The sequence below is a fragment of the Streptomyces sp. CA-142005 genome (assembly GCF_050942335.1).
Classification (GTDB): domain Bacteria; phylum Actinomycetota; class Actinomycetes; order Streptomycetales; family Streptomycetaceae; genus Streptomyces.
Genome location: NZ_CP192078.1, coordinates 6,287,519 through 6,313,919, shown reverse-complemented (window position 1 = coordinate 6,313,919; position 26,401 = coordinate 6,287,519). Strand labels below are relative to the sequence as shown.

The following is a 26,401-nucleotide window of genomic DNA, read 5'->3' as shown; positions in this document are numbered from 1 at the left end:
ATCACCTCAACTTCGGATCGAGGGCGTCGCGGACCGCGTCGCCCAGCATGATGAAGGCCAGGACGGTGATCGCCAGGGCGCCCGAGGGCCACAGGAGGGCGTGGGGGGCGTTGCGGATGTAGGGGGAGGCGGCGGAGATGTCGATGCCCCAGGAGACGCTGGGCGGTTTCAACCCCACACCGAGGTACGACAGGGTCGCCTCCAGCGCGATGTAGGTGCCGAGCGCGATGGTCGCCACCACGATCACCGGGGCCACGGCGTTCGGGGCGATGTGGCGCAGCAGGATGCGCGAGTCGGAGGCGCCGAGCGCGCGGGCGGCCTGGACGTAGTCGTTCTGCTTGGCGGTGATGACCGAGCCGCGGGCGATACGGCTGATCTGCGGCCAGCCGAGCAGGACCATGAAGCCGATCACCGGCCAGACCGTGTTGCTGGTGACCACCGACAGCAGCACCAGACCGCCCAGGACGACCGGGATGGCGAAGAAGATGTCGGTGATCCGGGACAGGAACGAGTCCCAGACGCCGCCGAAGTACCCGGCCAGGGCCCCCAGGACCGATCCGAGGACGCCCACCCCGAGCGTCGCCAGCACGCCGACCGTGACGGACGTACGGGCGCCGTACACCGTGCGCGTGTAGACGTTGCAGCCCTGGCCGTCGTACCCGAAGGGCGCCCCCGGGCCCGGGCCGTCCTGGGCCTTGGCGAGGTCGCACTTCAGGGGGCTGCCGGTGGCGATCGCCTGGGGCCAGACGGAGATGAAGACGAGGAAGAGGATCACCACGGCGGAGACCAGGAAGACCGGGTTGTGGCGCAGGTCCCGCCAGGCGTCGGACCACAGGGAGCGCGGCTTGCCCGCCGGCCCCGTGCCCTCGGGTCCGCCCGGGGTCCGCTCCAGGGTGGCGGCCTCGCTCGCGCCCAGGTCCATCGCGCCTCCCATGCCGGTCCCGGCGATCGCGCCCTCGGGTTCGTACGGCTGCTCAGGCATAGCGGATCCTCGGGTCGAGTACGGCGTACAGGAGGTCGACCAGGAGGTTGGCGACGAGGAAGACCAGGACGAGGACCGTCACGAAGCCGACGACCGTCTGGGTGTTCTGGCGCAGGATGCCCTGGTAGAGCTGGAAGCCGACGCCGTGGATGTTGAAGATCCGCTCGGTGACGATCGCACCGCCCATCAGCGCGCCGATGTCGGCGCCGATGAAGGTGACCACGGGGATCAGCGAGTTGCGCAGTAGGTGGCGGATGACGACCCGGTGCCGGGGCAGGCCCTTGGCGATCGCCGTGCGGACGTAGTCGGCCCGCTTGTTCTCCGCGATGGAGGTGCGGGTCAGCCGGGTGACGTAGGCGAGGGACACGGAGGCGAGGACCAGGCCGGGCACGATCAGCTCGTCGTAACTTCCGTAGCGCACGGACGGACTGATCCACTGCCACTTGATGCCGAGCAGCAGTTGGAGCAGCAGACCGGTGACGAAGGTGGGTACGGAGATCACCACCAGGGTGGACAGCAGCACCCCGGTGTCGACGGGCCGGCCGCGCCGCATGCCCGTGAGCACGCCCAGCGTCACGCCGACGACGATCTCGAAGAGGATGGCGACGATCGTGAGCCGGATGGTGACGGGGAACGCCGTGCCCATCAGCTCGGTGACCGGCTGGCCGTTGAACGCCGTGCCGAAGTCTCCGGTGAAGACGTTCCCCATGTACGTCAGGTACTGCTGCCAGAGCGGCTTGTCCAAGCCGAACTCGCGCTTGAGCTGGGCGGCCGTCGCCGGATCGCAGGCCCGCTCGCCGCACAGCCCGGCGATGGGGTCGCCCATCACGTTGACCATGAGGAAGATCAGCAGGGTGGACCCGATGAACACGGGGATCATCTGGAGCAGACGCCTCGCGACATAGCGCCCCATGGGGATCAGCCGACCTTGATCTCGTTGTAGACCGGCACGCTGAACGGGTTGAGCGCCACGTGGGAGAGCCGGGCGGTGTAGCCCGCGCTGCCGTTCTGGTACCACAGCGGGATGGCCGCCATGTTGTCGCGGACGACCTCCTCGGCCTGCTGGAAGAGGGCGACGGCCTTGGCCTGCCCGGTCTCGGCGTTGGCCCGGTCGACGAGCCGGTCGAAGTCGCTGTTGGACCACTTGCCGTCGTTGGAGGAGGCGCCCGTGTAGTACAGCGGCTGCAGGAAGTTCTGGATCAACGGGTAGTCCATCTGCCAGCCGGCCCGGAAGGGGCCGGTCATCTTGTGCTGCCCGATCTGGTTGCGGAAGTCGGCGAAGGTGCCGACCGGGTTGCCCACGCAGGCCTTGTCCTTGCCGAGCGCGTTGTTGATGGAGTTGCACACGGCGTCCACCCATTGCTTGTGCGAGCCCGTGTCCGCGTTGTAGGTGATCTTCAGCTGCCCGCCGGGGATCCCGCCGCCCTCCTGGATGAGCCTCTTGGCCTGCGCGGGGTCGTAGTCGCAGGCGTGGCCGCACAGCCCGGGCTTGTAGCCGCCGGCCGCGCCGAGGACCGGGGAGGTCCAGTCGGTGGCAGGGGTGCGGGTGTTCCGGAAGATGGTCTCGGTGATCTGCTTGCGGTTGATCGCCATGGACAGGCCGGTGCGGACCTTCCGCGCCCCGGGGGTGTCCCACTTCGGGTCGTAGTACGGGAAGGCGAGGGTCTGCAGGATGCCCGCGGGGGTGTTGATGTAGCGGCCGTTCAGATCGGTCTCGACGTTCTTGAGCTGGGTGGAGGGCACGTCGTCGACCAGGTCGAGGTTGCCGGCCAGCACGTCGGTGTAGGCGGTGTTGCTGTCGGTGTACACCAGCAGGGTCACCCCGGCGTTCCGTGCCCTGTCGGGGCCGGGGTAGCCGTCCCACTTCTTCAGGTTCATCGCCGAGCCCCTGGTGTAGGACTCGATCCGGTAGGGCCCGTTGCCGACCGGCTTCTTCACCCAGGCGGCGTGGTCGGTGAAGAAGGTGCGGGGCAGCGGGGCGAAGGCCGCGTAGCCGAGGGTGTCGGGGAAGCTGGAGAACTTCTGGTTGAGCCGGACGGTGAAGGTCATCGGGCCGGTGACCTTCAGTCCCGACAGGGTGTCGGCGGTCTGCGCGCCGCTGTCGGGGTGGACCTTGTCGTAGCCGTCGATGTAGGCGAAGAAGTAGGCGTTCTTCTGGTTGTTCTTCAGGCTCGCCCCGTAGTTCCAGGCGTCCACGAAGGAGCGGGCGGTCACCTTCTCGCCGTTGGCGAAGGTCCAGCCGTCCTTCACCTTGATCGTGAAGTTCCGCGAGTCCCTGGTGTCGATGGACGCGGCGAGCCAGTTCTGGGCCTTGCCGGTCCTCGGGTCGTACTTCTTCAGCCCCCGGAAGATCATGTCGAGGACCTTGCCGCCCTGCACCTCGTTGGTGTTGGCGGGCTCCAGCGGGTTCTGCGGGTCGCCCCAGGAGGAGGTCAGCACCCCGGCGCCGCCGAAGCCGCCGCTGTCTCCGCACGCGGTGACCAGCAGCCCGGCGGCGATCACACAGGCGGCCCATCGGGCGTGCCTGATACCCCGCATGGCTGCCTCCTCCGCGAGCGCAGATCCGATACCGGCCAATATCGGTTCATACGATCACATACCACAGCCTGACTGTCGGATTGAGAGGCCGCCGGCGGGACACGTCAGCCGAAAGCAGGCAGGCCCCTGGAGCGCTCGGACGATCTTGGACGGGGAGCGCAATAGATCTTCATGCAACGATGCCGAAACGTTGGATTGCGACGTGTCGATGTACGCATTTCGACACGTCGGCGTCCGTATATCGAACTCATCGCCCGATTGGTCCGGTTAGTCCGATGTGAAGCACGGATCGATCACGGCACGCTACACGCGTAGCTACGGAATGATCAAGAGCGAGTAAAGAAGGTAAAGACGCAACCAAGGCGACCGAGAATTTATTGACCCTGCATGAATTCGGTTGAAAAAGTCCGCCGTAGCCCGTAGGGGAAGCGTGCCCTGCGGAGTCATCAGACCCTCCCGTGGGCCAGGAGCACCATGACCCCCCCATCTCCATCCGCGGCTGCCCCGCTTGAGGTGACCGACGAGACCGTGGCGAAGTCGACCACTTCCGGCGGGCCGAAGGGCAGTGAGAGCCGCTCTCCAGGGCGGCTCGCCTGGAAGCGCTTCAAGCGCGACAAGACGGGCGTGATATCCGCCTACGTCGTGATCTTCTTCTTCGTGATCGCGATCGCGGCGCCGCTGATAGCCAAGCTGTACGGCAAGAACCCGTACACCACGTACGCGAGCCAGGACCCGAGCCTGCTCGACGCGTTCTCGTACCCGGCGGGCCCGAACGGCGGCATGAGCTCGGAGTTCTGGTTCGGCATCGAGCCGCAGCTTGGCCGGGACGTCTTCACGTTCCTGATCTACGGCATCCGGACCTCGCTCGGCATCGCCGTGGCCGCGACCCTCCTGACGACGCTCGTCGGTGTCGTGGTCGGCGTGACGGCGGGCTACCTGGGCGGCAAGACGGACTACCTCGTCGGCCGGATCATCGACATCCTGCTCTCCTTCCCGTCCACGCTGTTCTTCATCGCGTTCATGCCGGTCGTCTACGGCCTCTTCGTCGCCAGCACCGACAACGTCCCGACCTGGCTGATCGCCCTCTCCCTGATCATCGTCCTGTCCGCCTTCGGCTGGGCGTCCATCGCCCGGCTGCTGCGCGGCCAGGTTCTCGGCCTGCGTGAGCGTGAGTTCGTCGAGGCGGCCAAGGTCACGGGCGCGTCCCCCATGCGCATCGTGTTCAAGGAGCTGCTGCCGAACCTGTGGACGCCGATCATCATCCAGTCCACGCTGATGCTCCCGGCCTACGTGACCGCCGAGGCCGGTCTGGCCTTCCTCGGCGTCGGCATCACCGACCCGACCCCCGACTGGGGCGTCATGATCGGTCGAGGAGCCCAGTTCTACTCGCAGGACATCACCTTCATGCTCTTCCCGGGCCTGTCGATGGTGATCTTCGTCCTCGCCTTCAACCTGCTCGGCGACTCCGTGCGCGACGCGCTCGACCCCAAGTCCAAGCGCTAGCAGCCCAGTTCCACCCGGCCCGGTTCGATGACGTCCGGCTGGTCCCGACCCTCCGAATTGACCCGTATAGGCAGGCTCAGCATGTCCTTTTCCCGTAGAAACTTCCTGATCGCCACCGGCGTGGCCGCGGCCTCGACGACCGTGCTGAGCGCCTGCAGCAGCGGCAGCAAGAACGGCACCGACAAGAACATCCCGTCGGTGAGCAAGGCCAAGACCATGAACATCCCGGTCGGCACCAAGGCCGACTCGACGGGTCCGGCCCCCGAGGTTCCGGGCGCGGTCAAGGGCGGGACGATCTACTCGCTCGACCAGTTCGACATGGACCACCTGGACCCGGCGCAGATCTACGTCTCGACCGAGGGTGCCATCACCCGACCCATCCTGCGTGGTCTGACCGGCTACAAGGTCGACGACAAGGGCGGCTGCACGCTGGTCGGCGACCTCGCCACCGACGCCGGCACCATGAAGAACGGCGGCAAGACCTGGTCGTTCACGATCAAGGACGGCATCAAGTGGGAGGACGGCACCGACCTCTCCATGGACGACGTCCGCCACACCTTCGAGCGCCTCTTCGCCTCCTTCGTGACCGAGGGCCCGCGCTACGTCCAGCAGTGGCTGGTCGGCGGCGACAAGTACAAGGGCCCCTACGACGGCAAGCACATCGACTCGCTGGAGGTCTCCGGCAAGACGGTCACCTTCCACCTCAGCGAGCCGCGCGCCGACTTCAACTACACGCTCGCCATGCCGGGCTACGGTCTCGTGAACAAGAAGCACGACACCAAGGAGAAGTACGACAAGCGCCCCTACGCGCTCGGTCCCTACAAGATCGGTGACCGTCAGGTCGGCAAGTCGCTGACCTACGTGCGCAACGAGCACTGGGACCCGAAGACGGACTCGATCCGCAACGCGTACCCGGACAAGTACGTGTTCCAGTTCGGCTTCGAGTCGGTCGCCTCGACCGACCGGTACATCGCCGACAAGGGCAACGACCAGTACGCGATGTCGATCTTCAACGAGGTCGCCCCCGAGCGCATCGCCCAGGTCCTCACCAACGCCACGCTGAAGCAGCGCGTCCTCACCCAGGTCGACACGGTCACGTACTACTGGCCGATCAACACGACCCGCATCAAGGACGTCAAGGTCCGCCAGGCCATCAACTGGGCGTGGCCGCACCAGCAGCTCCAGACCATCCGTGGCGGCAAGGCCACCAGCGAGCTGGCCACCACGATCCTCAGCCCGGTCACCCCCGGCTACCAGAAGTTCGACCTGTACGGCACGGACACGAAGCCGGGTGGTGACCCGGCGAAGGCCAAGGCCCTGCTGAAGGAGGCCGGCAAGCTCGGCCAGAAGCTGGTCATCGCGTACCAGCAGTCCGACAACGCCGTGAAGCAGGCTGTCGCGATCAAGAACGCCCTGGAGGCAGCCGGCTTCCAGGTGGTCAACAAGCAGGTCGACAAGTCGACGTTCTACACCCAGATCGGCAAGATCGACAATGAGTACGACCTGTTCGCGGCGGGCTGGAGCCCGGACTGGCCGAACGGTTACTCGGTCTTCTTCCCCTGCTGGAGCGGCAAGAACATCGGCGACGGCCGCAGCAACTACGCCCAGCTGAACGACCCGAGCGTGAACAAGGCGATCGACGCCGCCTCGACGATCGCCGACGTCGACCAGGCCAACAAGGCCTGGGGCGCCATCGACCGCCAGATCATGGAGCTGGCGCCGGTGGTCCCGGACTACCACTCCATCCGCAACTGGATGTACGGGTCCAAGGTCGGCAACGTCGTCTACGACGCCGGCAACACCTGCGTCGCGCTCTGCAAGCTGTACGCCAAGAAGTAAGCGCGGCATCGACCCTCCGGGGGCGGCCACGACCTGGCCGCCCCCTCCGGCCCATCCCCCAATCCCGGCGACGGCGCCCCGTCCGGAAAGTCACGCCCCATGTTCCGCTTCCTTGTCCGCCGAGTTCTCGGCGCGCTGGTCATTCTGTTGATCATCAGCGCCGTCACTTTCTGGCTCTTCTACGCCATCCCGCGTGACCCCGCCATGATGTCGTGCGGCAAGAACTGCACGCCCGACATGCTCAAGCAGGTCCGGCACAACCTGGGCATCGACCACCCGGTCCCGGTCCAGTACTGGTACTGGGTGAAGGGCATCTTCGTCGGGCGCAGCTACGGCGACTTCGGCAACTGCAGCGCGCCCTGCCTCGGCTACTCGTTCGCCAACCGGGAGCCTGTCCTCGGCACCATCCTGGACCGGCTGCCGCTGACCCTCTCGCTGGCCTTCGGATCGGCCGTCGTCTTCCTCGTCTTCGGCGTCGGCACCGGCATGGTCGCCGCCGTCAAGCAGGGCAAGTGGCAGGACAAGGTGGCCAGCTCGGCCTCGCTGATCGGCTCCTCGCTGCAGATCTACTTCGTCGGCTACATCGCGATGTACTTCTTCGTCGCGAAGCTCGGCATCCTCGACAACCCGTCGTACACGCCCATCACCCAGAACCCGGTCGACTGGGCCTCCGGCCTGCTGCTGCCGTGGCTGGTGCTGGCGCTGATCTGGACCGCCAACTACACCCGTATGACGCGGTCCCAGCTGGTCGAGACGCTCAGTGAGGACTACGTCCGCACGGCCCGCGCCAAGGGTCTGTCCCGCCGCAACGTCTTCTTCCGGTTCGCCTGGCGTGGCGCCATGGGCCCGATCGTCACCATCTTCGGCATCGACCTGGGCACGCTCATCGGTGGCGCGATGATCACCGAGACGGTGTTCAGCCTTCAGGGCGTCGGCCGCCTCGCGGTGGACGCGGTCAACAAGAGCGACCTGCCCATGGTGCTCGGCGTGACCCTGCTGTCGGCCGGCGCGATCGTGATCTTCAACATCGTCGTCGACGCCGTCTACGCCCTTATCGACCCGCGGATCCGGCTCGCCTGACCTCCGCCCCATCCCCGACCCCTCGCATCACCCCCCTCAGGAGCGTCCCCGTGACGAGCACCGATCAGCAGCCGTTCCTCTCGATCAGGGACCTGAAGGTCCACTTCTCCACCGAGGACGGCATCGTCAAGGCCGTCGACGGTCTCAGCTTCGACCTGGCCAAGGGCCAGACGCTCGGCATCGTGGGCGAGTCGGGCTCCGGCAAGTCGGTCACCAACCTGACGATCCTGGGCCTCCACGACCGTGCGCACACGGCGATCGAGGGCGAGATCCTCCTCGACGGCAAGGACCTGCTCACCGCCTCCGAGAGGGAGCTGGAGCGGCTGCGCGGCAACAAGATGTCCATGATCTTCCAGGACGCGCTGGCCTCGCTGTCGCCGTACCACACCATCGGCGTCCAGATCGGCGAGACCTACCGCAAGCACACGGGCTGCTCCAAGGCCGAGGCACGCAAGCGGGCCATCGAGATGCTACGCCGGGTGGGCATCCCGCAGCCGGACATGCGGGTCGACGACTACCCCCACCAGTTCTCCGGCGGTATGCGCCAGCGCGCGATGATCGCCATGGCGCTGGTCTGCGACCCCGAGCTGCTGATCGCCGACGAGCCGACCACGGCCCTCGACGTGACGGTCCAGGCCCAGATCATGGACCTGCTGAAGGACCTCCAGCAGGAGTTCGGCACCGCGATCATCTTCATCACCCACGACCTCGGCGTCATCGCGGACATCGCGGACGACGTGCTGGTGATGTACGGCGGCCGATGCGTGGAGCGCGGCACCAAGCAGGAGGTGCTCCGCACCCCGGAGCACCCCTACACCCTGGGCCTGCTGAACTCGATGCCGAGCCTGAACGGCCCGGTGGACGTGCCGCTGACGCCGATCCCGGGTTCGCCGCCGTCGCTGCTCAACCCGCCGTCCGGCTGCCGCTTCCACCCGCGCTGCGCCTTCGCGGAGAAGGTGGCGGGCGGGAAGTGCTCCAGTGACCGGCCGGTGCTGGAGATCACCGAGGGCCGCGGCTCGGCCTGCCACCTCACCGCCGAACAGAAGCAGGAATTGTTCGCCGACTTCGCCACAACCCGGCACAACTGACGGACAGCAGACGGGACTTCACGACCATGAGCAACACGAACCCCCTCCTGGACGTCTCCGGGCTCACCAAGCACTTCCCGATCAAGGGCGGCTTCCCGATCCGCCGTACCGTGGGCGCGGTGCAGGCCGTGGACGGGCTGGACTTCCAGGTCGGCGAGGGCGAGAGCCTGGGCCTCGTCGGCGAGTCGGGCTGCGGCAAGTCGACCACCGGCCGGCTGATCACGCGCCTGCTGGAGCCGACCGGCGGCAAGATCACCTACCGCGGGCAGGACATCACGCACGCGGGCCGCAGGGATCTGGCGCCGATCCGCTCCGAGATCCAGATGATCTTCCAGGACCCGTACGCCTCGCTGAACCCGCGGCAGACGGTCGGCAAGATCATCTCTGGGCCGATGGAGATCAACGACATCAACCCGGCCGGCGGCCGCGAGAAGCGCGTCCGTGAGCTGCTGGAGATCGTCGGCCTCAACCCCGAGCACTACAACCGCTTCCCGCACGAGTTCTCGGGCGGCCAGCGCCAGCGCATCGGCGTGGCGCGCGCGCTCGCCCTGGAGCCGAAGCTGATCGTGGCGGACGAGCCGGTCTCGGCCCTGGACGTCTCGATCCAGGCGCAGGTGGTGAACCTGCTGCAGAAGGTGCAGCGGGAACTCGGCATCGCGTTCGTCTTCATCGCCCACGACCTCGCGATCGTCCGGCACTTCTCGCAGCGCGTCGCGGTGATGTACCTCGGCAAGATCGTCGAGATCGCCGACCGCGACGACCTGTACGGCAACCCGCGCCACCCCTACACCCGGGCGTTGCTCTCCGCCGTGCCCGAGGCGACGGTGGACGCGGAGCCGCGCGAGCGCATCCGCCTGGTCGGCGACGTGCCCTCCCCCATCAACCCGCCCTCCGGCTGCCGCTTCCGCACCCGCTGCTGGAAGGCGACGGAGAAGTGCGCGTCGGAGGCCCCGCCGCTGGTGCAGGTAGAGGGCAACAAGCCGGGTCACCTCACGGCGTGCCACTATCCTGAGACGCAGGAGACGATCCCCGCCCCGCGTGCCTCCCAGGACCGTCTCTCCAAGGACCCCGAGGCGGCGGCCTGACACACCCCTTTTCGTCAGCCGTCCGCTTGCGGAAGGGACTTCACCGGCCCATTGACCCGAGCCCTGAACGTCCGCTTCCAGGGGACGAAGGCCCGCGCCTCCCCAGACGCGGGCCTTCGTCGTACAAGGGTTCGGCGTCGGCGCGGAGTTGAAAATCGCCCGAGAAGCGCACCGGAACCTGACGCGCCGTTCAACATCGTGTGTCAAACTGCCGCGGTGGTAGATCATGCCTTTACCGATCTCACGCTCGCCGCGCTCTACGACCGCCTCAACCCCTGGGGTCCGGGCGACGACTTCTACCTCGGTCTGATGCGCGGGGCACGCTCGGTGCTGGACATCGGGTGCGGTACCGGGCAGTTGCTGCGCCGGGCGCGGGCCGAGGGGCACGGCGGCCGGCTGATGGGGCTCGATCCGGCCCCCGCCATGCTCGTACAGGCCAGGCGGGCCCGGCCGGACGTCGAGTGGGTGCTCGGGGACATGCGCACCCGGCTGTGGGACGGGGAGTTCGACCTCGCCGTCATGACCGGCCACGCCTTCCAGGAGCTGGTCGGGGACGAGGAGATCCGGCACTGTCTGCGCGGGGCCCGGGCGGCCCTCGGCGACGGCGGGCGGTTCGTGTTCGAGACCCGCAACCCGGCCGCCCGCGCCTGGGAGCGCTGGACCCCGGACCGGGTGTACGAGATCACCGCCGGGGACGGGGCACCGGTGCGGGTGTGGCACGAAGTGCGGGGTGACGGCCTGGTCAACGGCCGGATCCGGTTCACCGAGAGCTACGACGGCGATGCGTGGCCGGTCCCGCAGGTGTGCCACAGTGTCCTGCGGTTCCTGGACCAGGAGTCCCTGGAGGGGTTCCTGGCCGAGGCCGGCCTCGCGGTCGTCGAGCAGTACGGCGACTGGCGGCGGGGGCCGGTCACCCCCGCCAGCCCCGAGATCATCACGGTGGCCCGGCCCGCCTGATCAGTCGGCGTCCTCCTCCAGTGCCGCCAGTGCCGGGTCCAGCACGATGTCCTCGTCCCGGGCCTCGGTCGTCGGCTCCTCCGGGAAGTGGCAGGCCGTCAGATGTCCGCTGTGGTTGCCGGAGATCTGGACCAGCGGCGGCTCCTCGGTCGCGCACTTGTCCTGCGCCTTCCAGCAGCGCGTGCGGAAGCGGCAGCCCGAGGGCGGGGAGATGGGGGACGGCACGTCGCCGGCCAGGCGGATGCGCTCGCGCCCGCCGGTGTCCTCGTCCGACAGGTTCACCTCGGGCACGGCGGACAGCAGGGCGTGCGTGTACGGGTGGCGCGGGCGGGTGTAGATGGAGTCGCGGTCGCCCACCTCGATGATCTTGCCCAGGTACATGACCGCCACCCGCTGCGAGAAGTGGCGGACGACGGCCAGGTCGTGGGCGATGAAGACGAACGCGATGCCCAGTTCCTTCTGGACCTCCTGGAGCAGGTTCACCACCTGCGCCTGGATGGAGACGTCCAGCGCGGAGACCGGCTCGTCCGCGACGATCAGCTTCGGCTCCAGGGCGAGCGCCCTCGCCACGCCGATGCGCTGGCGCTGGCCGCCCGAGAACTCGTGCGGGAAGCGGTTGTAGTGCTCGGGGTTGAGGCCGACGATCTCCAGGAGTTCGCGGACCCGCTTCTCGCGGCCGCCCTCGGGCTCGATCCCGTTGATCTCCATCGGGCCCGAGATGATCTTGCCGACCGTCTGCCGCGGGTTCAGCGACGAGTACGGGTCCTGGAAGATCATCTGGATCTCGGAGCGGATCGGGGCGAGCTGCTTGCGCGTGGCGTGGCTGATGTCCTGCCCGCGGTAGGTGATCGTGCCGCCCGTCGGCTCCAGCAGACGCGTGATCAGCCGGCCGGTGGTCGACTTGCCGCAGCCCGACTCGCCGACCAGGCCGAAGCTCTCCCCGGCGTGGACCGTGAGGTCGATGCCGTCCACGGCCTGCACCGCGCCGATCGTCCGGCGGATCGGGAAGCCGCCCTTGACGGGGAAGTGCTTGGTCAGTCCGGAGACCCGCAGCAGCGGCTCCCCGTCCGCGCCGGCGCTCTTCTCGCGCGGGGCTGGGAGGACCATGTCCTCGGTCATGACGATGTCCTCCTAGGACAACTGACGACTACCCCAGACGGGGCTTGATCTCTTCGATGAAGATGGTCCGCTTCTGTTCCTCCGTGAGATGGCACGCGGAGGCCCGGTCCGGGGCGAGCAGCGGGCGCTCGCGCATGCAGCGGCCCGTGCCCTCCACCCGCTCCGGATAGGTGCAGCGGGGGTGGAAACGGCAGCCGGACGGCGGGTTGAGCAGCGACGGCGGGGCCCCGGGGATCGGGGAGAGCTGGGCGCCGAGGTCGGAGTCCAGGCGCGGCATCGAGTTCAGCAGGCCCCAGGTGTAGGGATGACGCGGGGACCTGAGCACCTCGTCGACCGTGCCGCGCTCCACCGCGCCGCCCGCGTACATCACCATGATGTCGTCGGCCATGTCGGCGATCACCCCCAGGTCGTGGGTGATGAAGATGATGCCGGATCCGAACTCCTGCTGCAGGTCCTTGAGCAGGTCGAGGATCTGCGCCTGGACCGTCACGTCCAGGGCGGTCGTCGGCTCGTCGGCGATCAGCAGGTCGGGGTCGCAGACCAGCGCCATGGCGATCATGGCGCGCTGGCGCATACCGCCGGAGAACTGGTGCGGGTAGTCCTTCGCCCGCTCCTTCGGGTTGGGGATGCCGACCTTGCCGAGCATCTCCACGGCGCGTTCCCAGGCCTGCTTCTTGGAGGCGCCGGTGTGCTTCATGTACGGCTCGGCGATCTGCCGGCCGACGGTGTAGTAGGGGGAGAGCGCGGTGAGCGGGTCCTGGAAGATCATGGCGACCTTGTTGCCGCGCAGCTTCTCCAGCTCGGACTCGCGGGCCGTGGTCAACTCCCGCCCGTCCAGCAGGATCTCGCCCTCGACCGTGGTGAACATGGGGTTGTGCAGGCCGAGGATGGTCAGGTTGGTCACCGACTTGCCCGAGCCGGACTCCCCCACGATGCCGAGCGTCCTGCCGCGCTCCAGGTCGAAGGAGAGTCCGTCCACGGCCCGTACGACGCCGTCCTCGGTCTTGAAGCTGACGTGCAGGTCCCGTACCGAGAGCAGGGGACCGGTGCCGGCCGGGGTCGGAGCACCGGCCTCCTTGGTCAGAGTGGTCACGACAGTGCTCCTAGGACAGCCGCACGCGCGGGTCGATGAAGGCGTAGGCGGCGTCGACGATGATGTTGAACAGCAGGATCATGCTGGCGGAGAAGAGCATCACCCCGAGCAGCAGCGGCAGGTCGCTGAAGAAGACGGACTGCACGGCGAGGTTGCCGAGACCGGGCAGGCCGAAGGTGTACTCGGTGATGATGGCGCCGCCGAACAGCGAGCCGAGGTCGATGCCGAAGATGGTGACGATCGGGATCAGCGAACCCCGCCAGGCGTAGCGGAAGAAGACGTAACCGCGGGACATGCCCTTCGCGCGGGCGGTGCGGACGTGTTCCTCCTGGAGCTGTTCGATCATCGAGGAGCGCGCCATACGGGTGTACTGCGCCGCGAAGATCGTGGAGAGGATCACCCAGGGGATGATCAGGCCGGTGAACCAGGAGGCCGGGTCGTGGGTGAACTCGTTGTAGGAGGGCTTGTCGAACCAGTGGGTCTGGTAGACGAGGATCGCCAGGGCGAGCGGGCCGAGGAAGTAGATCTGCAGGGAGCTGATGACCATGGCGCCCGCGGTGGCCGTCTTGTCGATCAGCGTGCCGCGCCGCCAGGCGGCGAGCAGCCCGGTGCCGAGGCCGACGATCAGGAAGCACACGGCCGCGCCCAGGGTGAGCGAGACGGTGGTGGGCAGCCGGTCCATCAGGGTGCCCCAGACCTGCTCGTTGGTGTGGTACGAGTAGCCGAAGCAGGGGGCCGGGCAAGGGCCCTGGGCGAACTGGTCGCTGCCCATGACGAGGTTGTGCAGGAAGATCCAGTACTGCTCGGTGATGGATTTGTCCAGGCCGAGCACATGGTGGATGTTCGCGATGCTGTCCGGGTTGCAGGTCTTGCCGCACATCATCAGTGCGGGGTCCCGGGGCACCCCGAAGAACAGCACGAACGTGACGATGCTCAGCAGGAACAGAATGATGACGGCACCGATGATCCGGCGGACGAGGAAGCGCAGCATGACAGGGCAGCTCTCAGACGTCGGCGGCCTTGGCGGTGCCCGGCGCGCCCCCTGTTCGGGAGCGCGCCGGGTACCGGACGGGGACGGTTACTTGATGAAGAGGCGACGCGGGTCGACCCCGCCGATCACGTCGTCGTAGACGAGGCCGCCGACCTTGGAGCCGGCGATCTGGGTCTGCTTGTAGTACGCGGTCGGGACGACGTTGACGACGTCCTTGACGATGTACTGGTCGAGCTTCTCCCACTCGGCCGCGGCCTTGACCGGGTCGGTGATCTGGTTGATCCGGTCGATGTCGCTGTTGATCTTCGGGTCGTTGACCTGCGAGTAGTTCTGCGCACCGTCGGCGATCACGCGGCCGTCGTACAGCGGCGGGATCACGGTCGAGGCGGACGGCCAGTCGGCGCCCCACGCGGTGTGGAAGATGTCGTAGTTGTTGTTCAGCTTGGAGACCTGGTCGTAGTAGGTCTCGGCCGGGATCTCCTGGCGCTGGACGTCGAAGCCGGCCTTCTTCAGGCCCGCCGCCATGGCCGTGGAGTACTGCTGGCCCTCGGGGGTGTTGATGTAGCCGAAGGTCAGCTTCATGTTGAGCTTGCCGGCCTTCTTCAGCAGCTCCTTGGCCTTGGCCGGGTCACCGCCGGGGTTCTTCTTCTTGCCCCACGGGTCGAAGGAGGCGTCGTAGCCGGAGACGGTCGGGGAGATCAGACCGCCCGCGACCTCCATGGCGTCGTTGCCGCCGTAGGCGCGCACGAACGGGGTGACCGGCAGGGCGTAGGCGATGGCCTCGCGGACCGTCTTGTCCTTCATGGCCGGGTGGCTCATGTTGATGTTCATCTGGCCGACGTACGGCTGGTAGCCGGAGACCGTGCGCGACTTCATCTTCGGGTCACGCAGCACCTGGGAGAGGTTGCCCGCGTCGACCTGGTTGTTGAAGCTGATGCCGGTCTGGTCGGCGCCGCTGTCGGCGAGCAGGGCCTTGGTGGAGGTCTCGAACTGCTGGTTGAACGTGATGTTGAACTGGTCCACGTACTGGTGCCGGATCGGGTCCGTCTTCGGGTCCCAGTTCGTGTTCTTGACCAGCACCATCGACTTGCCGGACTTGAACGACTGGATCTTGTACGGGCCGGACACCACCGGGTTCTTGTCGTACCGCTCCTTGGTGTCGCCCTTCTGCGAGACGACCGCGTAGCCGGCCATGGCCAGCGCGTAGGGCAGGTCGGGGTGCGACTTCTTGAAGTGGAAGACGATGGTCTTGTCGTCCGGGGTCTCCAGGATGGAGTCGGGCAGGTGCTTGCCCTTGTACGGACCGTCCTTGAGCAGCTTGCGGTAGTCGGCGCCCGAGGTGTCGGCCAGCCACTGCTGGACGTAGGCGGGGCCCTGGTTGATGAACGGCGCGAAGAGCCGCTCGATGCTCCAGCGGATGTCCTTGGACGTGATCGGCGTGCCGTCCTGGAACTTGATGCCGTCCTTCAGCGTGTACTTCCAGGTCTTGCCGCCGTCGGTGGTGGTGCCGGAGTCGGTGGCGAGGTCGCCGACCACCTCGTGCTGCTTGCCGTCGTTGCTGGTGGCCTTGTAGCCCGTGAGACCTCTGTGCAGGAGGGTCGCGAGTGAACCCTCGTCGGAGACGTAGATCTGGCCCGGGTCGAGGTGCGCGTACGAGTCCCGCTGCAGCACCTCCATGGTGCCGCCGGGCTTGGCTCCGGGCACGTCGGCCGCGGGGCCGGTGGAGGCCGCCGTGTCACCGAACTTGATCGACGCCTGCTGCCGCTTGGCGTCCTGCTGGTCCTTCTTCTCGTTGGAGCCGGTGTCGCTGCCGCCCTTGCTGCAACCGGTGAGCACAAGAGCTCCGGCCGCGAGCACGGAGAGCGCGCTGTAGACGTGGCGTCCGCCCCTACTCATCACGAAGATTCCCACCCATTCTGTGTGTCACCAGTGCGTTCTGTGTCTCACCAGTGCGAAAAAGACTGCTGGAAGTGCGCTGTGGTGCAGTGGAGTTGGTGCAGTGAAAGGTCAGCGCGCGGTCTTGGGATCGAAGGCGTCTCTGACCGAGTCCCCGAGCAGGTTGAACGCGACGACGAAGATGATCATCGATATGCCGGGGAAGAACATGTAGGTGATGTCGTTCTGCATCACCAGTTCGGTGGACGCCTTGGAGAACATCTGCCCCCAGTCCGGCGTCGGTTCGACGATGCCGACGCCCAGGAAGGACAGACCGGCCTCGGCCGTCACGAAACCGGGCAGCAGGTACGTCGCCTGCACCAGCAGCGGGGTGACGACGTTCGGCAGGATCTCCTTGCTGATGATCCGCCACGACGAGGCACCGCTGACCTTGGCCGCCTCGATGAACTCCCGTTCCCGCAGCGCGAGTGCGGTGCCGCGCAGGATACGCCCGAGACCCATCCAGCCCAGGAACCACTGGACGATGATCAGGGCCACCACCCGGACGTAGGTCGGCGTCTCGTCGCGGGGACTGACGAACAGGGACACCACGACCGGCATGCTCGCGATGAAGAACAGCTGCGCCGGGAAGGCGAGCAGGAAGTCGATGACCCGGCCGATGAAGTAGTCGGTCCTGCCGCCGAGATAGCCGGCCGCGACACCGAGCAGGATGCCGGTCACCACGACGGCGACGGTGACGGCGACCGAGATCATCAGTGAGGTGCGGATGCCGTAGATCAGCTTGGTGAAGACGTCGTAGCCGTTTCCGGGTTCGAGACCGAACCAGAACTCGCTGCTGATACCGCCGTTGGGATGCACCGGCACGCCGGCGCTGTCGAAGAGTTCCGGGCGCTCGTCCGCGTACACCGTGTACGGGTCCTTCCCGTACAGCTTGGCGATCAGCGGGGCGAGCAGCCCGACCAGGAAGAAGAAGCCCACGACGTAGGCCGAGATCACGCCGGTGCGGTCGCGCTTGAAGCGCATCCACATCAGCTGGCCGGGGGACCGGCCTTCGAGCTTGACGGCTTCGCTCTTCGCCTCCGGCCCTGGTTCGCCGTCGACGACGACCGAGGTTCCGCCGCCCTCAATGTCGATAGGACTTGTCACGGTTCGTCCGTTTCACAGGTATGAGTGTGAGAGATACTCGGGTACTCCGAGAACGCGCGGAACCGCAAGGCGGACGCGCGTAGTTCTACAGCCGAATCACACCGCTGGAAGCGACGAACAGACCCACCTGGTGTTTGTGACACCGCGCATGGGGGTTCCTCCTCATGACTCCACATGTTCACCAACAGGAGAGGGTTTCCGTCTACCCTCCGACACCCCTGACGGAGGGCCAGACACCCCCTGGTGCTCGTGAGTCGACGCGCCGTCCCCACAGTGCGAGACCCATTGACCCGAGCGCTACGCGGCTAACTATCTGCCATGGGTCGAGCACCGACCACTGCCCGTAGATCTCAATTCAGTCACGGCTGCCGCCTAGACCTTCCAAAATCTGGACAAACTGTTCGACGGAAGAAGGCGCGAAACGGACTTGTTACTTGGCTATCGGTCAGGGATCTCCGCATGTCGGACATGAGCCCCCGAAAACGGTTTGCAAAAAGCCCGGGTGCCCCCATTCTGGGGACACCCGGGCTTATTTGCCGGCCTCAACTGCTCCGGGATCAGCCGTGCTTGGCGCGGCTCGCGGCGCGCGCCCGCTCCCGCTGGTCGAGCACGACCTTGCGAATGCGAACGGCCTCCGGGGTCACCTCGACGCACTCGTCGTCACGGCAGAACTCCAGCGACTGCTCCAGCGACAGCTTGCGCGGCGGCACGATCGACTCGGCCACGTCGGCCGTCGAGGACCGCATGTTGGTGAGCTTCTTCTCCTTGGTGATGTTGACGTCCATGTCGTCGGAGCGGGAGTTCTCACCGACGATCATGCCCTCGTACACCTCGGTGCCCGGCTCCACGAAGAGCACGCCGCGCTCCTGAAGATTCGTCATCGCGAACGCGGTGACCGCGCCGGAGCGGTCGGCCACCAGCGAACCGTTGTTACGGGTCTGCAGCGCGCCGAACCAGGGCTCGTGGCCCTCGTGGATGGAGTGCCCGATGCCGGTGCCGCGGGTCTGGGTCAGGAACTCGGTCCGGAAACCGATGAGTCCGCGCGAGGGCACGACGAACTCCATGCGCACCCAGCCGGAACCGTGGTTGGACATGTTGTCCATGCGGCCCTTGCGGACACCCATCAGCTGCGTGACGGCGCCCATGTGCTCCTCGGGCACGTCGATCGTCATGCGCTCGACCGGCTCGTAGACCTTGCCGTCGACCTCCTTGGTGACGACCTGCGGCTTGCCGACGGTGAGCTCGTAGCCCTCCCGGCGCATGGTCTCGACCAGGATGGCGAGCGCCAGCTCACCACGGCCCTGGACCTCCCAGGCGTCCGGACGCTCGGTGTCCAGCACGCGCAGCGAGACGTTGCCGATCAGCTCGCGGTCAAGGCGGTCCTTCACCTGGCGGGCGGTGACCTTGCGGTCCTTCACGGCCGCCTTCGCGTCGGCGCCCTTGCCGGTGCCGCCGCGGCCGACCAGCGGCGAGGTGTTCGTGCCGATGACCATGGAGATCGCCGGCTCGTCGACCGTGATCAGCGGCAGCGGGATCGGGTTCTCGGTGTCGGCCAGCGTCTCGCCGATCATGATGTCCGGGATGCCCGCGACCGCGCAGATGTCACCGGGGCCGGCCTTCTCCGCCGGCTTGCGGGTGAGCGCCTCGGTCATCATCAGCTCGGAGATGCGGACGTTGCTGATGGTGCCGTCGCGCTTGATCCACGCGACCGTCTGGCCCTTGCGCAGCTCGCCCTGCTCGACGCGGAGCAGCGCGATACGGCCGAGGAAGTTGTCGGCGTCGAGGTTGGTGACGTGGGCCTGGAGCGGCGCGTCCTCCTCGTACGTCGGCGCGGGGATGTGCTCCAGGATCGTGGAGAAGAACGGCTCCAGGCTGTCGCTGTCGGCCGGGACCGTGCCGTTGTCCGGCTTGGTCAGCGAGGCGATGCCGTCACGGCCGCAGGCGTAGACGATCGGGAACTCGATCTGCTCCTCGTCCGCGTCCAGGTCCAGGAAGAGGTCGTAGGTCTCGTTGACGACCTCGTCGATCCGGGCGTCCGGGCGGTCCGTCTTGTTGATGCACAGGATGACGGGCAGGCGGGCCTGCAGCGCCTTGCGCAGCACGAACCGGGTCTGCGGCAGCGGGCCCTCGGAGGCGTCCACGAGGAGGACGACACCGTCGACCATCGACAGACCGCGCTCGACCTCGCCGCCGAAGTCGGCGTGGCCGGGGGTGTCGATGATGTTGATCGTGATCGGGTCCCCGCCGTCCTTCGGGTGGTACTTGACCGCCGTGTTCTTGGCGAGGATCGTGATGCCCTTCTCACGCTCCAGGTCGTTCGAGTCCATCATGCGGTCGTCGACGCCTTCGAGCTGGTGGGCGGCGAAGGCGCCGGCCTGCTTCAGCATGCCGTCGACGATGGTGGTCTTGCCGTGGTCGACGTGAGCGACGATGGCGACGTTGCGGATGTCGTGGCGCGTGGCCATAGTGCGACGAACTCCCGGAGTGTGAGGATCACCCTGCGCGTACCTGTGTGTCACGCGGGCCCTGCCGGGCTGGACACGCCACGGCCTCACCCCATGGTACGTGGCCCTGAGGGAGTGGGCTTCCTCAGGGCCGTGTGATGATCTCCATGGAGGTCAGCTGGGTGAAGGGGAGCCGGCGGGACCGGCCGGGAGTTTCGCGCCCTTCTTCAGGTAGCCCATGTCCTCGTAGACCGGTGTCTGGAATCCGAACGCCCCCGCGTTGACCAGGTTCTTCCGTACGGCCACCAGCTGAGGCCGCTGGTACAGCGGGATCGACCCCGCCGTGGCCCAGATCCGCGAGTCCGCCTTGCGGATCAGCGCCACCTCGTCGCCCTCGTCCAACGTAGCCAAGGCCTCGTCGAACAGCTGGTCCACCTGGTCCGTGCCGACCCGTGTGTAGTTCTGCTCGACGTTCACCGAGCCGTCCGCCGCCGGCACCGGCTTCGCGTACACCGGCCGGTCGTCCGTCGCCGGGAACGCGGAGGTCGGCCAGGAGTACAGCGCGAGGTCGTAGTCGCCGGAGGCGATGTGGTCCTTGAAGTAGCTCGTGTCCGGGACCTTGCTGATCGTCGTGCGGATGCCCACCCGCTCCAGCATGGCCGAGATCCGCTCGGCGACCGAGTTCAGCGTCTCGGAGCCGGCGCCGGTCGGGAGCACGAAGCGGAGCAGGAGGGGCTTGCCGTCCTTGGCCAGGGGCTGCACGGCCGCGGCCGCCGGCGCGGCCGTGCCCTGCGGGGCGTACGCCCCCTGTGCGCCGCCCTGCTTGCCCTCGCGGGCCAGGTGCCGGTCGCCGCCGTCGCCCCGTCCGCCGCTCTTGTTGTCCTCGCCGTCCTTGCCGCCGTCGGACTTCTTCTCGTGCTTGCTCTTGTCCTGCTCGGGGCCGGCCGCCTTCTGGGTCTTCTTCTGCTCCTTGACCGGGCCGCCCGGCACCCAGCCGGCGTCGCCGAGCAGCGCCTGCGCCTCCTTGGTGTCCAGGTCGCCGATCGCGCCGCTGTTGTCGGCGTACGCGGGCTGCCCGGACAGGGCGAGATGGCTGCCGACCGGGACGGCGGGCAGGCCCAGCGGGGTGAGCACCAGCCTGGCCAGTTCCCGGCGGTCCAGGGCGCGGGCGACGGCCCTGCGGACGCGTTCGTCGGCGAGGGGGCCCGTGGAGCCGTTCAGGGCGAGCTGGGTGTAGGCGGGCTCCAGCGACTTGCGGACCTTGATGCCCCGCAGCGCCTGACCGCGGGCGGCGAGCCCGATCCGCTGGGCGTCCGCGGGGTCGACGTCGGCGAGGTCCACGCTGCCGTCGGCGAGCGCGGCGGCCCGCTTGTCGCGGGGTACGGCGTGCAGCACGATCTCGTCCAGCTTGGCGGGCTTGCCCCACCAGCGCGGGTTGCGGGTGAGGACGACGTCCTTCTTGGCGGTGTCGACCTTGTCCACCTTGAAGGGCCCGGCGGTGACCTTCAGCTTGCGGCGGGCCCCGTCGTTGAAGGCGTCCGGGGTGCTCATGACGTCCTTCGGGTACAGCGGGGAGAACAGCGACTTCCAGTCGGCGTAGGGGCGGGAGAAGGTGACCCGGACCTGGAGGTCGTCGGCGCCGCGCTCGATCTTCTGGATGCGGTCGTAGCCGGCGTTGCGGGCGGTCCAGTAGGCGCTGTTCTTCCCGGACAGGGCGCGCCACTGGGCGAGGAAGTCGGCGGCGCCGATCTCCCGGCCGTCGCTCCAGACGGCCTTCTGGTTCAGCTTGTACAGCACGACCTGGCGCGGCTCGGTCTCGATGACCTTGGCCGACTCCAGGTAGGCCGGGTTGGGCACGGGCCGGCCGCCGGCGTCCAGCCGGAACATCGACGGCAGGACGGCCTGGGCGACGCGGCTGGTGCCGGCGTCGGCGTCGGCCTGGAAGGTGTTCAGGGTCTCGGGCAGGGCGTCTACGGCCCACTTCAGCGCGCCGCCGTCGGCGACCAGGTTACGGGCGGCCGGAGCGATGTCCTGCCCGGCGAGCGGCTTGCTGACCTTTTCGTCGGAGCTGCACCCGGCGAGGAACGGCACCGCGAGCGCGCCCGCGGTCAGGAAGGAAACCGAGCGCATCACCGCGCGCAGTCCGACGCCGTCGTGGGACATCTCTGCTACCTCCGGGAAGCCGCGGGTTTATGCTCACATTTGTCGGTATATGGAGCTGATCACCTGTGGCGATATTTGGAGCTGATCAGATCTATGCGGCCCACTGAAGAGGAAAGGATTCGGCGACACCGGGCGACACGGCGGCGACGGGCGGTAACCCCACCCGTGCGGCGCAAACACCACCCGAGATGCACCAGTGCGCCTCCGCCAATCGCTGCACACGCCTTCACATCGACAGGTGTGACGCGCGACACTCCAAGGCGCATGAACGTTGCCGCCCAGGGTCCGCCGGACCCGCGGAAGTGAGGGCAAGTCATGTCCGTGCACGACGACATCACCTCGGTCCAGCGCTCCCTCGACGACCTGACCCGGTCGCTGGGACGCCTGGAGAACCAGCTCGGCAGCGGCGGCCTGGAGATGCGCCGGGTCCGGTTGGACGCCGACCACCTGCGCGAGAGCGTGGCGCTGCTGCGTGAGGCCGCCACCACCGGGGAAGCCCCGCGCCGCCCCGACCTCGTCACCATCTCCGACACGCCGTACGACACCAGCCTGTGGGTGGGCTCGGACGACGAGGGCCTGGGCGCCCGCGACCGGCACGCCCCCTGAACCGACCCGAACCGACCGGAGTCATCCCTTGGCCACTGGTACGGAATCCCAACAGAACAGCGGCGGCGTACGAACCGGTGCGCGCGCCGCGCTCACCGCCCCGCATCTGCGGACCGACCGCTGGTGGCTGGCGCCCGCCGTCACCGCGGCCGGTCTGCTGGCCTTCGTCGTCTACTCGACCTGGCGGGCCTTCGCCAACGCCGACTACTACGCGGCGCCGTACGTCTCGCCGTTCTACTCACCGTGCCTGGCGAGCAACTGCAAGACCATGCACGCGGGCCCGAACGCCGATCTCTTCGGGAGCTGGTGGGGCATCTCCCCCGCGATCATCATCCTGATCTTCCCGCTCGGCTTCCGGCTGACCTGCTACTACTACCGCAAGGCGTACTACCGCAGCTTCTGGGCGTCCCCGCCCGCCTGCGCGGTGGCCGAGCCGCACCGGACGTACACCGGCGAGACCCGCTTCCCGCTGATCCTGCAGAACGTCCACCGGTACTTCTTCTACGCGGCCCTGCTGGTCGCCGGCGTGCTCACCTACGACACCGTGCTGTCCTTCCGGGACACCCACTACCGCTGGGGCCACATGGGGCTCGGCACCCTGGTGTTCCTGGCCAACATCGTGCTGATCTGGGCGTACACCATCTCCTGTCACTCCTGCCGGCACATCGTCGGCGGCAAGCTCAAGCACTTCTCCAGACACCCCGTGCGCTACAAGGCGTGGCAGTTCGTCGGCAGGCTCAACGCCCGGCACATGCAGCTGGCCTGGGCGTCGCTGGTGAGCGTGGCGCTCGCCGACTTCTACGTCTATCTCGTCGCGTCCGGGGTCTTCGCCGACCCGCGCTTCTTCTAGGAACAGGTGAGCCGTCTTATGTCCGTGGTGGACCGCCAGGAGTGGGACGTCGTCGTGGTCGGTGCCGGCGGCGCCGGTCTGCGGGCCGCGATCGAGGCGCGCGAGCGGGGCGCCCGTACGGCGGTGATCTGCAAGTCCCTGTTCGGCAAGGCGCACACGGTGATGGCCGAGGGCGGAATCGCGGCGGCCATGGCCAACGCCAACGAGCACGACAACTGGCAGGTGCACTTCCGCGACACCATGCGCGGCGGCAAGTTCCTCAACCAGTGGCGGATGGCCGAGCTGCACGCGCAGGAGGCCCCGGACCGGGTGTGGGAGCTGGAGACCTGGGGCGCGCTGTTCGACCGCACGAAGGACGGCCGGATCTCCCAGCGCAACTTCGGCGGCCACGAGTACCCGCGGCTCGCGCACGTCGGCGACCGTACGGGCCTTGAGCTGATCCGCACGCTCCAGCAGAAGATCGTCGCCCTGCAGCAGGAGGACTTCAAGGAGACCGGGGACTACGAGTCCCGGCTGAAGGTCTTCCAGGAGTGCACGGTCACCCGGGTCCTCAAGGACGGCGAGCGCGTCTCCGGTGTCTTCGCCTACGACCGCGAGACCGGCCGCTTCTTCGTCCTCGAGGCCCCCGCGGTCGTGGTCGCGACCGGCGGCATCGGCAAGTCCTTCAAGGTCACCTCGAACTCGTGGGAGTACACCGGTGACGGGCATGCCCTCGCCCTGCTCGCGGGCGCACCCCTGCTGAACATGGAGTTCGTGCAGTTCCACCCGACGGGCATGGTCTGGCCGCCGTCGGTGAAGGGCATCCTCGTCACCGAGTCGGTGCGCGGCGACGGCGGGGTCCTGCGGAACTCCGAGGGCAAGCGGTTCATGTTCGACTACATCCCGGACGTCTTCAAGGAGAAGTACGCCGAGTCGGAGGAGGAGGCCGACCGGTGGTACGAGGACCCGGACAACAACCGGCGCCCACCGGAACTCCTCCCCCGCGACGAGGTGGCCCGCGCCATCAACGCCGAGGTCAAGGCGGGCCGGGGCTCGCCGCACGGCGGGGTCTTCCTGGACGTGTCCACGCGGATGCCCGCCGAGGTGATCCGGCGCCGGCTGCCGTCCATGTACCACCAGTTCAAGGAGCTGGCGGACGTCGACATCACGGCGGAGGCCATGGAGGTCGGCCCGACCTGTCACTACGTGATGGGCGGCATCGCGGTCGACTCCGACACGGCGGCGGCGCGCGGGGTGCCGGGCCTGTTCGCGGCCGGTGAGGTGGCCGGCGGTATGCACGGCTCCAACCGCCTCGGCGGCAACTCGCTCTCCGACCTGCTGGTCTTCGGGCGCCGCGCGGGCTGGCACGCGGTGGAGTACGCGCAAGGGGTGGCGTACCAGCGCCCGCCGGTGGACGACGCCCAGGTCAACACGGCCGCGGCGGAGGCCCTGCGCCCGTTCTCCGCGGAGGCGGACCGGGAGGGCGAGGCGGGCCCGCCGGAGAACCCCTACACCCTGCACCAGGAACTCCAGCAGACCATGAACGACCTGGTCGGCATCATCCGCCGCGAGGGCGAGATGGAGCAGGCCCTGCACAAGCTCGCCGAGCTGCGGGTACGCGCCCGCCGCGCCGGGGTCGAGGGCCACCGCCAGTTCAACCCCGGCTGGCACCTGGCGCTGGACCTGCGGAACATGCTGCTGGTCAGCGAGTGCGTGGCCCGTGCGGCCCTGGAGCGCACCGAGTCGCGCGGCGGCCACACCCGCGAGGACCACCCCACGATGGACCGCAAGTGGCGCAACGTGAACCTGCTGTGCACCCTCGCCGACCCCACCGGCGGCCTCGCGGCCACCGACCCCGGCCGCGGTCAGATCCGCCTCAGCCGTGAGACCACGGCCCCCATCCGCCCGGACCTGCTCGCCCTCTTCGAGAAGGAGGAGCTGGTCAAGTACCTCGCCGAAGAGGAGCTGTACGAGTGAGCAGCTACGAGGCCCGCTTCAAGGTGTGGCGGGGTGATGTCGAGGGCGGCGGCCTGGAGGACTTCACCGTCGAGGTGAACGACGGTGAGGTGGTCCTGGACATCATCCACCGCCTCCAGGCCACCCAGGCGCCCGATCTGGCCGTGCGCTGGAACTGCAAGGCCGGCAAGTGCGGTTCGTGCTCGGCGGAGATCAACGGCCGCCCGCGGCTGATGTGCATGACCCGCATGTCGGTCTTCGACCGGGCGGAGACGGTCACGGTGACGCCGATGCGGGGATTCCCGGTGGTCCGGGACCTGGTGACGGACGTCGGCTTCAACTACCAGAAGGCCCGGGAGGTCCCCGCCTTCGTCCCGCCCGCCGGTCTGGGCGCCGGCGAGTACCGGATGATGCAGGAGGACGTGGACCGCTCGCAGGAGTTCCGCAAGTGCATCGAGTGCTTCCTGTGCCAGGACACCTGCCATGTCGTCCGTGACCACGAGGAGAACAAGACGGCGTTCGCGGGCCCGCGCTTCCTGATGCGGATCGCCGAACTCGAGATGCACCCGCTGGACGCGGCCGCCGAGACCGGCCTGGACCGCAAGCGCACCGCCCAGGACGACCACGGCCTCGGCTACTGCAACATCACCAAGTGCTGCACCGAGGTCTGCCCCGAGGGCATCAAGATCACCGACAACGCCCTGATCCCCCTGAAGGAGCGCGCGGTCGACCGCAAGTACGACCCGCTGGTGTGGCTCGGCTCGAAGATCAGGAGACGGTCTTCGTAGCACCGTCCCGCGGCGTGCGGCCGGGGCGCTGGGCCAGCATCTGCAGGCCCAGCGCCCCCGTGAACGCGAACCAGCCGATGAGGGGGAGCAGGTCGAACCTCTCGGGGAGGATCCCGAGGAACTTCCAGAGGGACAGCCCGACCGCGCCGATCAGCTGCCCGTAGCCCCACAGTTTCGGCCGCAGGATCCGGTGCCGGCCGAGCGGGATCACCCAGCCGGTCGTGATGCCCGCGACGCCGAACGCCACCATGAGCGCCACCACCAGCGCGGCGGCCACCACCAAGAACGTGTGCATGCC

At 67.9% G+C, this 26,401-nt stretch carries 21 protein-coding genes; 10 read left to right on the top strand and 11 right to left on the bottom strand.

All coding sequences use genetic code 11. The features are described from left to right. Nucleotide 1: 1 nt before the first annotated feature. From ACQPXS_RS29600 to ACQPXS_RS29590, 3 genes are read right to left on the bottom strand one after another with little or no spacing between them, the layout of a single operon-like run. Nucleotides 2-982 (bottom strand): ABC transporter permease, encoded by a 981-nt coding sequence (locus tag ACQPXS_RS29600; RefSeq protein WP_433452297.1) that lies wholly within the window; start codon nt 980-982, stop codon nt 2-4. Then, nucleotides 975-1,895 (bottom strand): ABC transporter permease, encoded by a 921-nt coding sequence (locus ACQPXS_RS29595; protein WP_351799243.1) that lies wholly within the window; start codon nt 1,893-1,895, stop codon nt 975-977. The genes ACQPXS_RS29600 and ACQPXS_RS29595 overlap by 8 nt, the downstream gene beginning before the upstream one ends. A gap of 5 nt (nt 1,896-1,900) precedes the next feature. After that, nucleotides 1,901-3,520, bottom strand: a complete 1,620-nt coding sequence (locus ACQPXS_RS29590; RefSeq protein ID WP_433452296.1) for a peptide ABC transporter substrate-binding protein — start codon at nt 3,518-3,520, stop codon at nt 1,901-1,903. A gap of 474 nt (nt 3,521-3,994) precedes the next feature. On the opposite strand from ACQPXS_RS29590, the gene ACQPXS_RS29585 reads away from it, so the two are divergent. From ACQPXS_RS29585 to ACQPXS_RS29560, 6 genes are all read left to right on the top strand, one after another. Beyond that, entirely contained in the window at nt 3,995-5,023 is a 1,029-nt protein-coding gene (locus ACQPXS_RS29585; protein WP_433452295.1) for an ABC transporter permease, read from the top strand. Nucleotides 5,024-5,104: 81 nt separating this feature from the next. Beyond that, nucleotides 5,105-6,862, top strand: coding sequence for an ABC transporter substrate-binding protein (locus ACQPXS_RS29580; protein ID WP_433452293.1), 1,758 nt, complete (start codon nt 5,105-5,107; stop codon nt 6,860-6,862). A gap of 99 nt (nt 6,863-6,961) precedes the next feature. Beyond that, nucleotides 6,962-7,942 carry an ABC transporter permease gene (locus tag ACQPXS_RS29575; protein WP_365322075.1) on the top strand — a complete coding sequence of 327 codons (981 nt, stop codon included), beginning with the start codon at nt 6,962-6,964 and terminating at the stop codon, nt 7,940-7,942. A 50-nt stretch (nt 7,943-7,992) separates the two neighbouring features. Further along, on the top strand, nt 7,993-9,030 hold the full coding sequence (locus ACQPXS_RS29570) for an ABC transporter ATP-binding protein (RefSeq protein WP_433452291.1): 1,038 nt from the start codon (nt 7,993-7,995) through the stop codon (nt 9,028-9,030). Between the two features lie 26 nt (nt 9,031-9,056). Beyond that, entirely contained in the window at nt 9,057-10,115 is a 1,059-nt protein-coding gene (locus tag ACQPXS_RS29565) for an ABC transporter ATP-binding protein (protein ID WP_433452290.1), read from the top strand. A gap of 216 nt (nt 10,116-10,331) precedes the next feature. Then, a complete protein-coding gene (locus tag ACQPXS_RS29560) occupies nt 10,332-11,072 on the top strand; it encodes a class I SAM-dependent methyltransferase (RefSeq protein WP_433452288.1) in 741 nt (246 codons plus the stop codon). On the opposite strand, the gene ACQPXS_RS29555 is transcribed toward ACQPXS_RS29560, so the two are convergent. From ACQPXS_RS29555 to ACQPXS_RS29525, 7 genes are all read right to left on the bottom strand, one after another. Continuing rightward, entirely contained in the window at nt 11,073-12,191 is a 1,119-nt protein-coding gene (locus ACQPXS_RS29555) for an ABC transporter ATP-binding protein (RefSeq protein ID WP_433452287.1), read from the bottom strand. A gap of 28 nt (nt 12,192-12,219) precedes the next feature. After that, nucleotides 12,220-13,284: an ABC transporter ATP-binding protein gene (locus tag ACQPXS_RS29550; RefSeq protein ID WP_365322065.1), complete on the bottom strand. Its 1,065-nt coding sequence runs from the start codon at nt 13,282-13,284 to the stop codon at nt 12,220-12,222. A gap of 10 nt (nt 13,285-13,294) precedes the next feature. Beyond that, nucleotides 13,295-14,275 carry an ABC transporter permease gene (locus tag ACQPXS_RS29545; RefSeq protein WP_433452286.1) on the bottom strand — a complete coding sequence of 327 codons (981 nt, stop codon included), beginning with the start codon at nt 14,273-14,275 and terminating at the stop codon, nt 13,295-13,297. A gap of 87 nt (nt 14,276-14,362) precedes the next feature. Further along, entirely contained in the window at nt 14,363-16,171 is a 1,809-nt protein-coding gene (locus tag ACQPXS_RS29540) for an ABC transporter substrate-binding protein (RefSeq protein ID WP_433452285.1), read from the bottom strand. A gap of 111 nt (nt 16,172-16,282) precedes the next feature. Next, entirely contained in the window at nt 16,283-17,317 is a 1,035-nt protein-coding gene (locus ACQPXS_RS29535) for an ABC transporter permease (protein ID WP_433452284.1), read from the bottom strand. A gap of 557 nt (nt 17,318-17,874) precedes the next feature. Beyond that, nucleotides 17,875-19,782 carry a translational GTPase TypA gene (gene typA / locus ACQPXS_RS29530; protein ID WP_351799213.1) on the bottom strand — a complete coding sequence of 636 codons (1,908 nt, stop codon included), beginning with the start codon at nt 19,780-19,782 and terminating at the stop codon, nt 17,875-17,877. Between the two features lie 153 nt (nt 19,783-19,935). After that, nucleotides 19,936-21,924, bottom strand: coding sequence for an ABC transporter family substrate-binding protein (locus ACQPXS_RS29525; RefSeq protein WP_433452283.1), 1,989 nt, complete (start codon nt 21,922-21,924; stop codon nt 19,936-19,938). Nucleotides 21,925-22,239: 315 nt separating this feature from the next. Between ACQPXS_RS29525 and ACQPXS_RS29520 the strand changes: the two genes are divergently transcribed. From ACQPXS_RS29520 to ACQPXS_RS29505, 4 genes are read left to right on the top strand one after another with little or no spacing between them, the layout of a single operon-like run. Continuing rightward, entirely contained in the window at nt 22,240-22,530 is a 291-nt protein-coding gene (locus tag ACQPXS_RS29520) for a hypothetical protein (protein ID WP_433452281.1), read from the top strand. A 28-nt stretch (nt 22,531-22,558) separates the two neighbouring features. Then, a complete protein-coding gene (locus ACQPXS_RS29515; protein ID WP_433452280.1) occupies nt 22,559-23,380 on the top strand; it encodes a hypothetical protein in 822 nt (273 codons plus the stop codon). An 18-nt stretch (nt 23,381-23,398) separates the two neighbouring features. Beyond that, on the top strand, nt 23,399-25,336 hold the full coding sequence (locus tag ACQPXS_RS29510; protein WP_433452278.1) for a fumarate reductase/succinate dehydrogenase flavoprotein subunit: 1,938 nt from the start codon (nt 23,399-23,401) through the stop codon (nt 25,334-25,336). Next, on the top strand, nt 25,333-26,103 hold the full coding sequence (locus ACQPXS_RS29505; protein ID WP_433452277.1) for a succinate dehydrogenase/fumarate reductase iron-sulfur subunit: 771 nt from the start codon (nt 25,333-25,335) through the stop codon (nt 26,101-26,103). Before ACQPXS_RS29510 ends, ACQPXS_RS29505 begins: the two co-directional genes overlap by 4 nt. On the opposite strand, the gene ACQPXS_RS29500 is transcribed toward ACQPXS_RS29505, so the two are convergent. After that, a complete protein-coding gene (locus ACQPXS_RS29500; RefSeq protein WP_433452275.1) occupies nt 26,084-26,398 on the bottom strand; it encodes a hypothetical protein in 315 nt (104 codons plus the stop codon). The two genes, ACQPXS_RS29505 and ACQPXS_RS29500, sit on opposite strands and share 20 nt — an antisense overlap. Between the last annotated feature and the right edge of the window lie 3 nt (nt 26,399-26,401).

Bases quoted from the DNA above. Each gene is read 5' to 3' on its own strand.
- ACQPXS_RS29600 (WP_433452297.1), bottom strand. From the start codon at position 982: ATGCCTGAGCAGCCGTACGAACCCGAGGGCGCGATCGCCGGGACCGGC.
- ACQPXS_RS29595 (WP_351799243.1), bottom strand. From the start codon at position 1,895: ATGGGGCGCTATGTCGCGAGGCGTCTGCTCCAGATGATCCCCGTGTTC.
- ACQPXS_RS29590 (WP_433452296.1), bottom strand. From the start codon at position 3,520: ATGCGGGGTATCAGGCACGCCCGATGGGCCGCCTGTGTGATCGCCGCC.
- ACQPXS_RS29585 (WP_433452295.1), top strand. From the start codon at position 3,995: ATGACCCCCCCATCTCCATCCGCGGCTGCCCCGCTTGAGGTGACCGAC.
- ACQPXS_RS29580 (WP_433452293.1), top strand. From the start codon at position 5,105: ATGTCCTTTTCCCGTAGAAACTTCCTGATCGCCACCGGCGTGGCCGCG.
- ACQPXS_RS29575 (WP_365322075.1), top strand. From the start codon at position 6,962: ATGTTCCGCTTCCTTGTCCGCCGAGTTCTCGGCGCGCTGGTCATTCTG.
- ACQPXS_RS29565 (WP_433452290.1), top strand. From the start codon at position 9,057: ATGAGCAACACGAACCCCCTCCTGGACGTCTCCGGGCTCACCAAGCAC.
- ACQPXS_RS29555 (WP_433452287.1), bottom strand. From the start codon at position 12,191: ATGACCGAGGACATGGTCCTCCCAGCCCCGCGCGAGAAGAGCGCCGGC.
- ACQPXS_RS29545 (WP_433452286.1), bottom strand. From the start codon at position 14,275: ATGCTGCGCTTCCTCGTCCGCCGGATCATCGGTGCCGTCATCATTCTG.
- ACQPXS_RS29540 (WP_433452285.1), bottom strand. From the start codon at position 16,171: ATGAGTAGGGGCGGACGCCACGTCTACAGCGCGCTCTCCGTGCTCGCG.
- typA (WP_351799213.1), bottom strand. From the start codon at position 19,782: ATGGCCACGCGCCACGACATCCGCAACGTCGCCATCGTCGCTCACGTC.
- ACQPXS_RS29525 (WP_433452283.1), bottom strand. From the start codon at position 21,924: ATGTCCCACGACGGCGTCGGACTGCGCGCGGTGATGCGCTCGGTTTCC.
- ACQPXS_RS29520 (WP_433452281.1), top strand. From the start codon at position 22,240: ATGTCCGTGCACGACGACATCACCTCGGTCCAGCGCTCCCTCGACGAC.
- ACQPXS_RS29510 (WP_433452278.1), top strand. From the start codon at position 23,399: ATGTCCGTGGTGGACCGCCAGGAGTGGGACGTCGTCGTGGTCGGTGCC.
- ACQPXS_RS29500 (WP_433452275.1), bottom strand. From the start codon at position 26,398: ATGCACACGTTCTTGGTGGTGGCCGCCGCGCTGGTGGTGGCGCTCATG.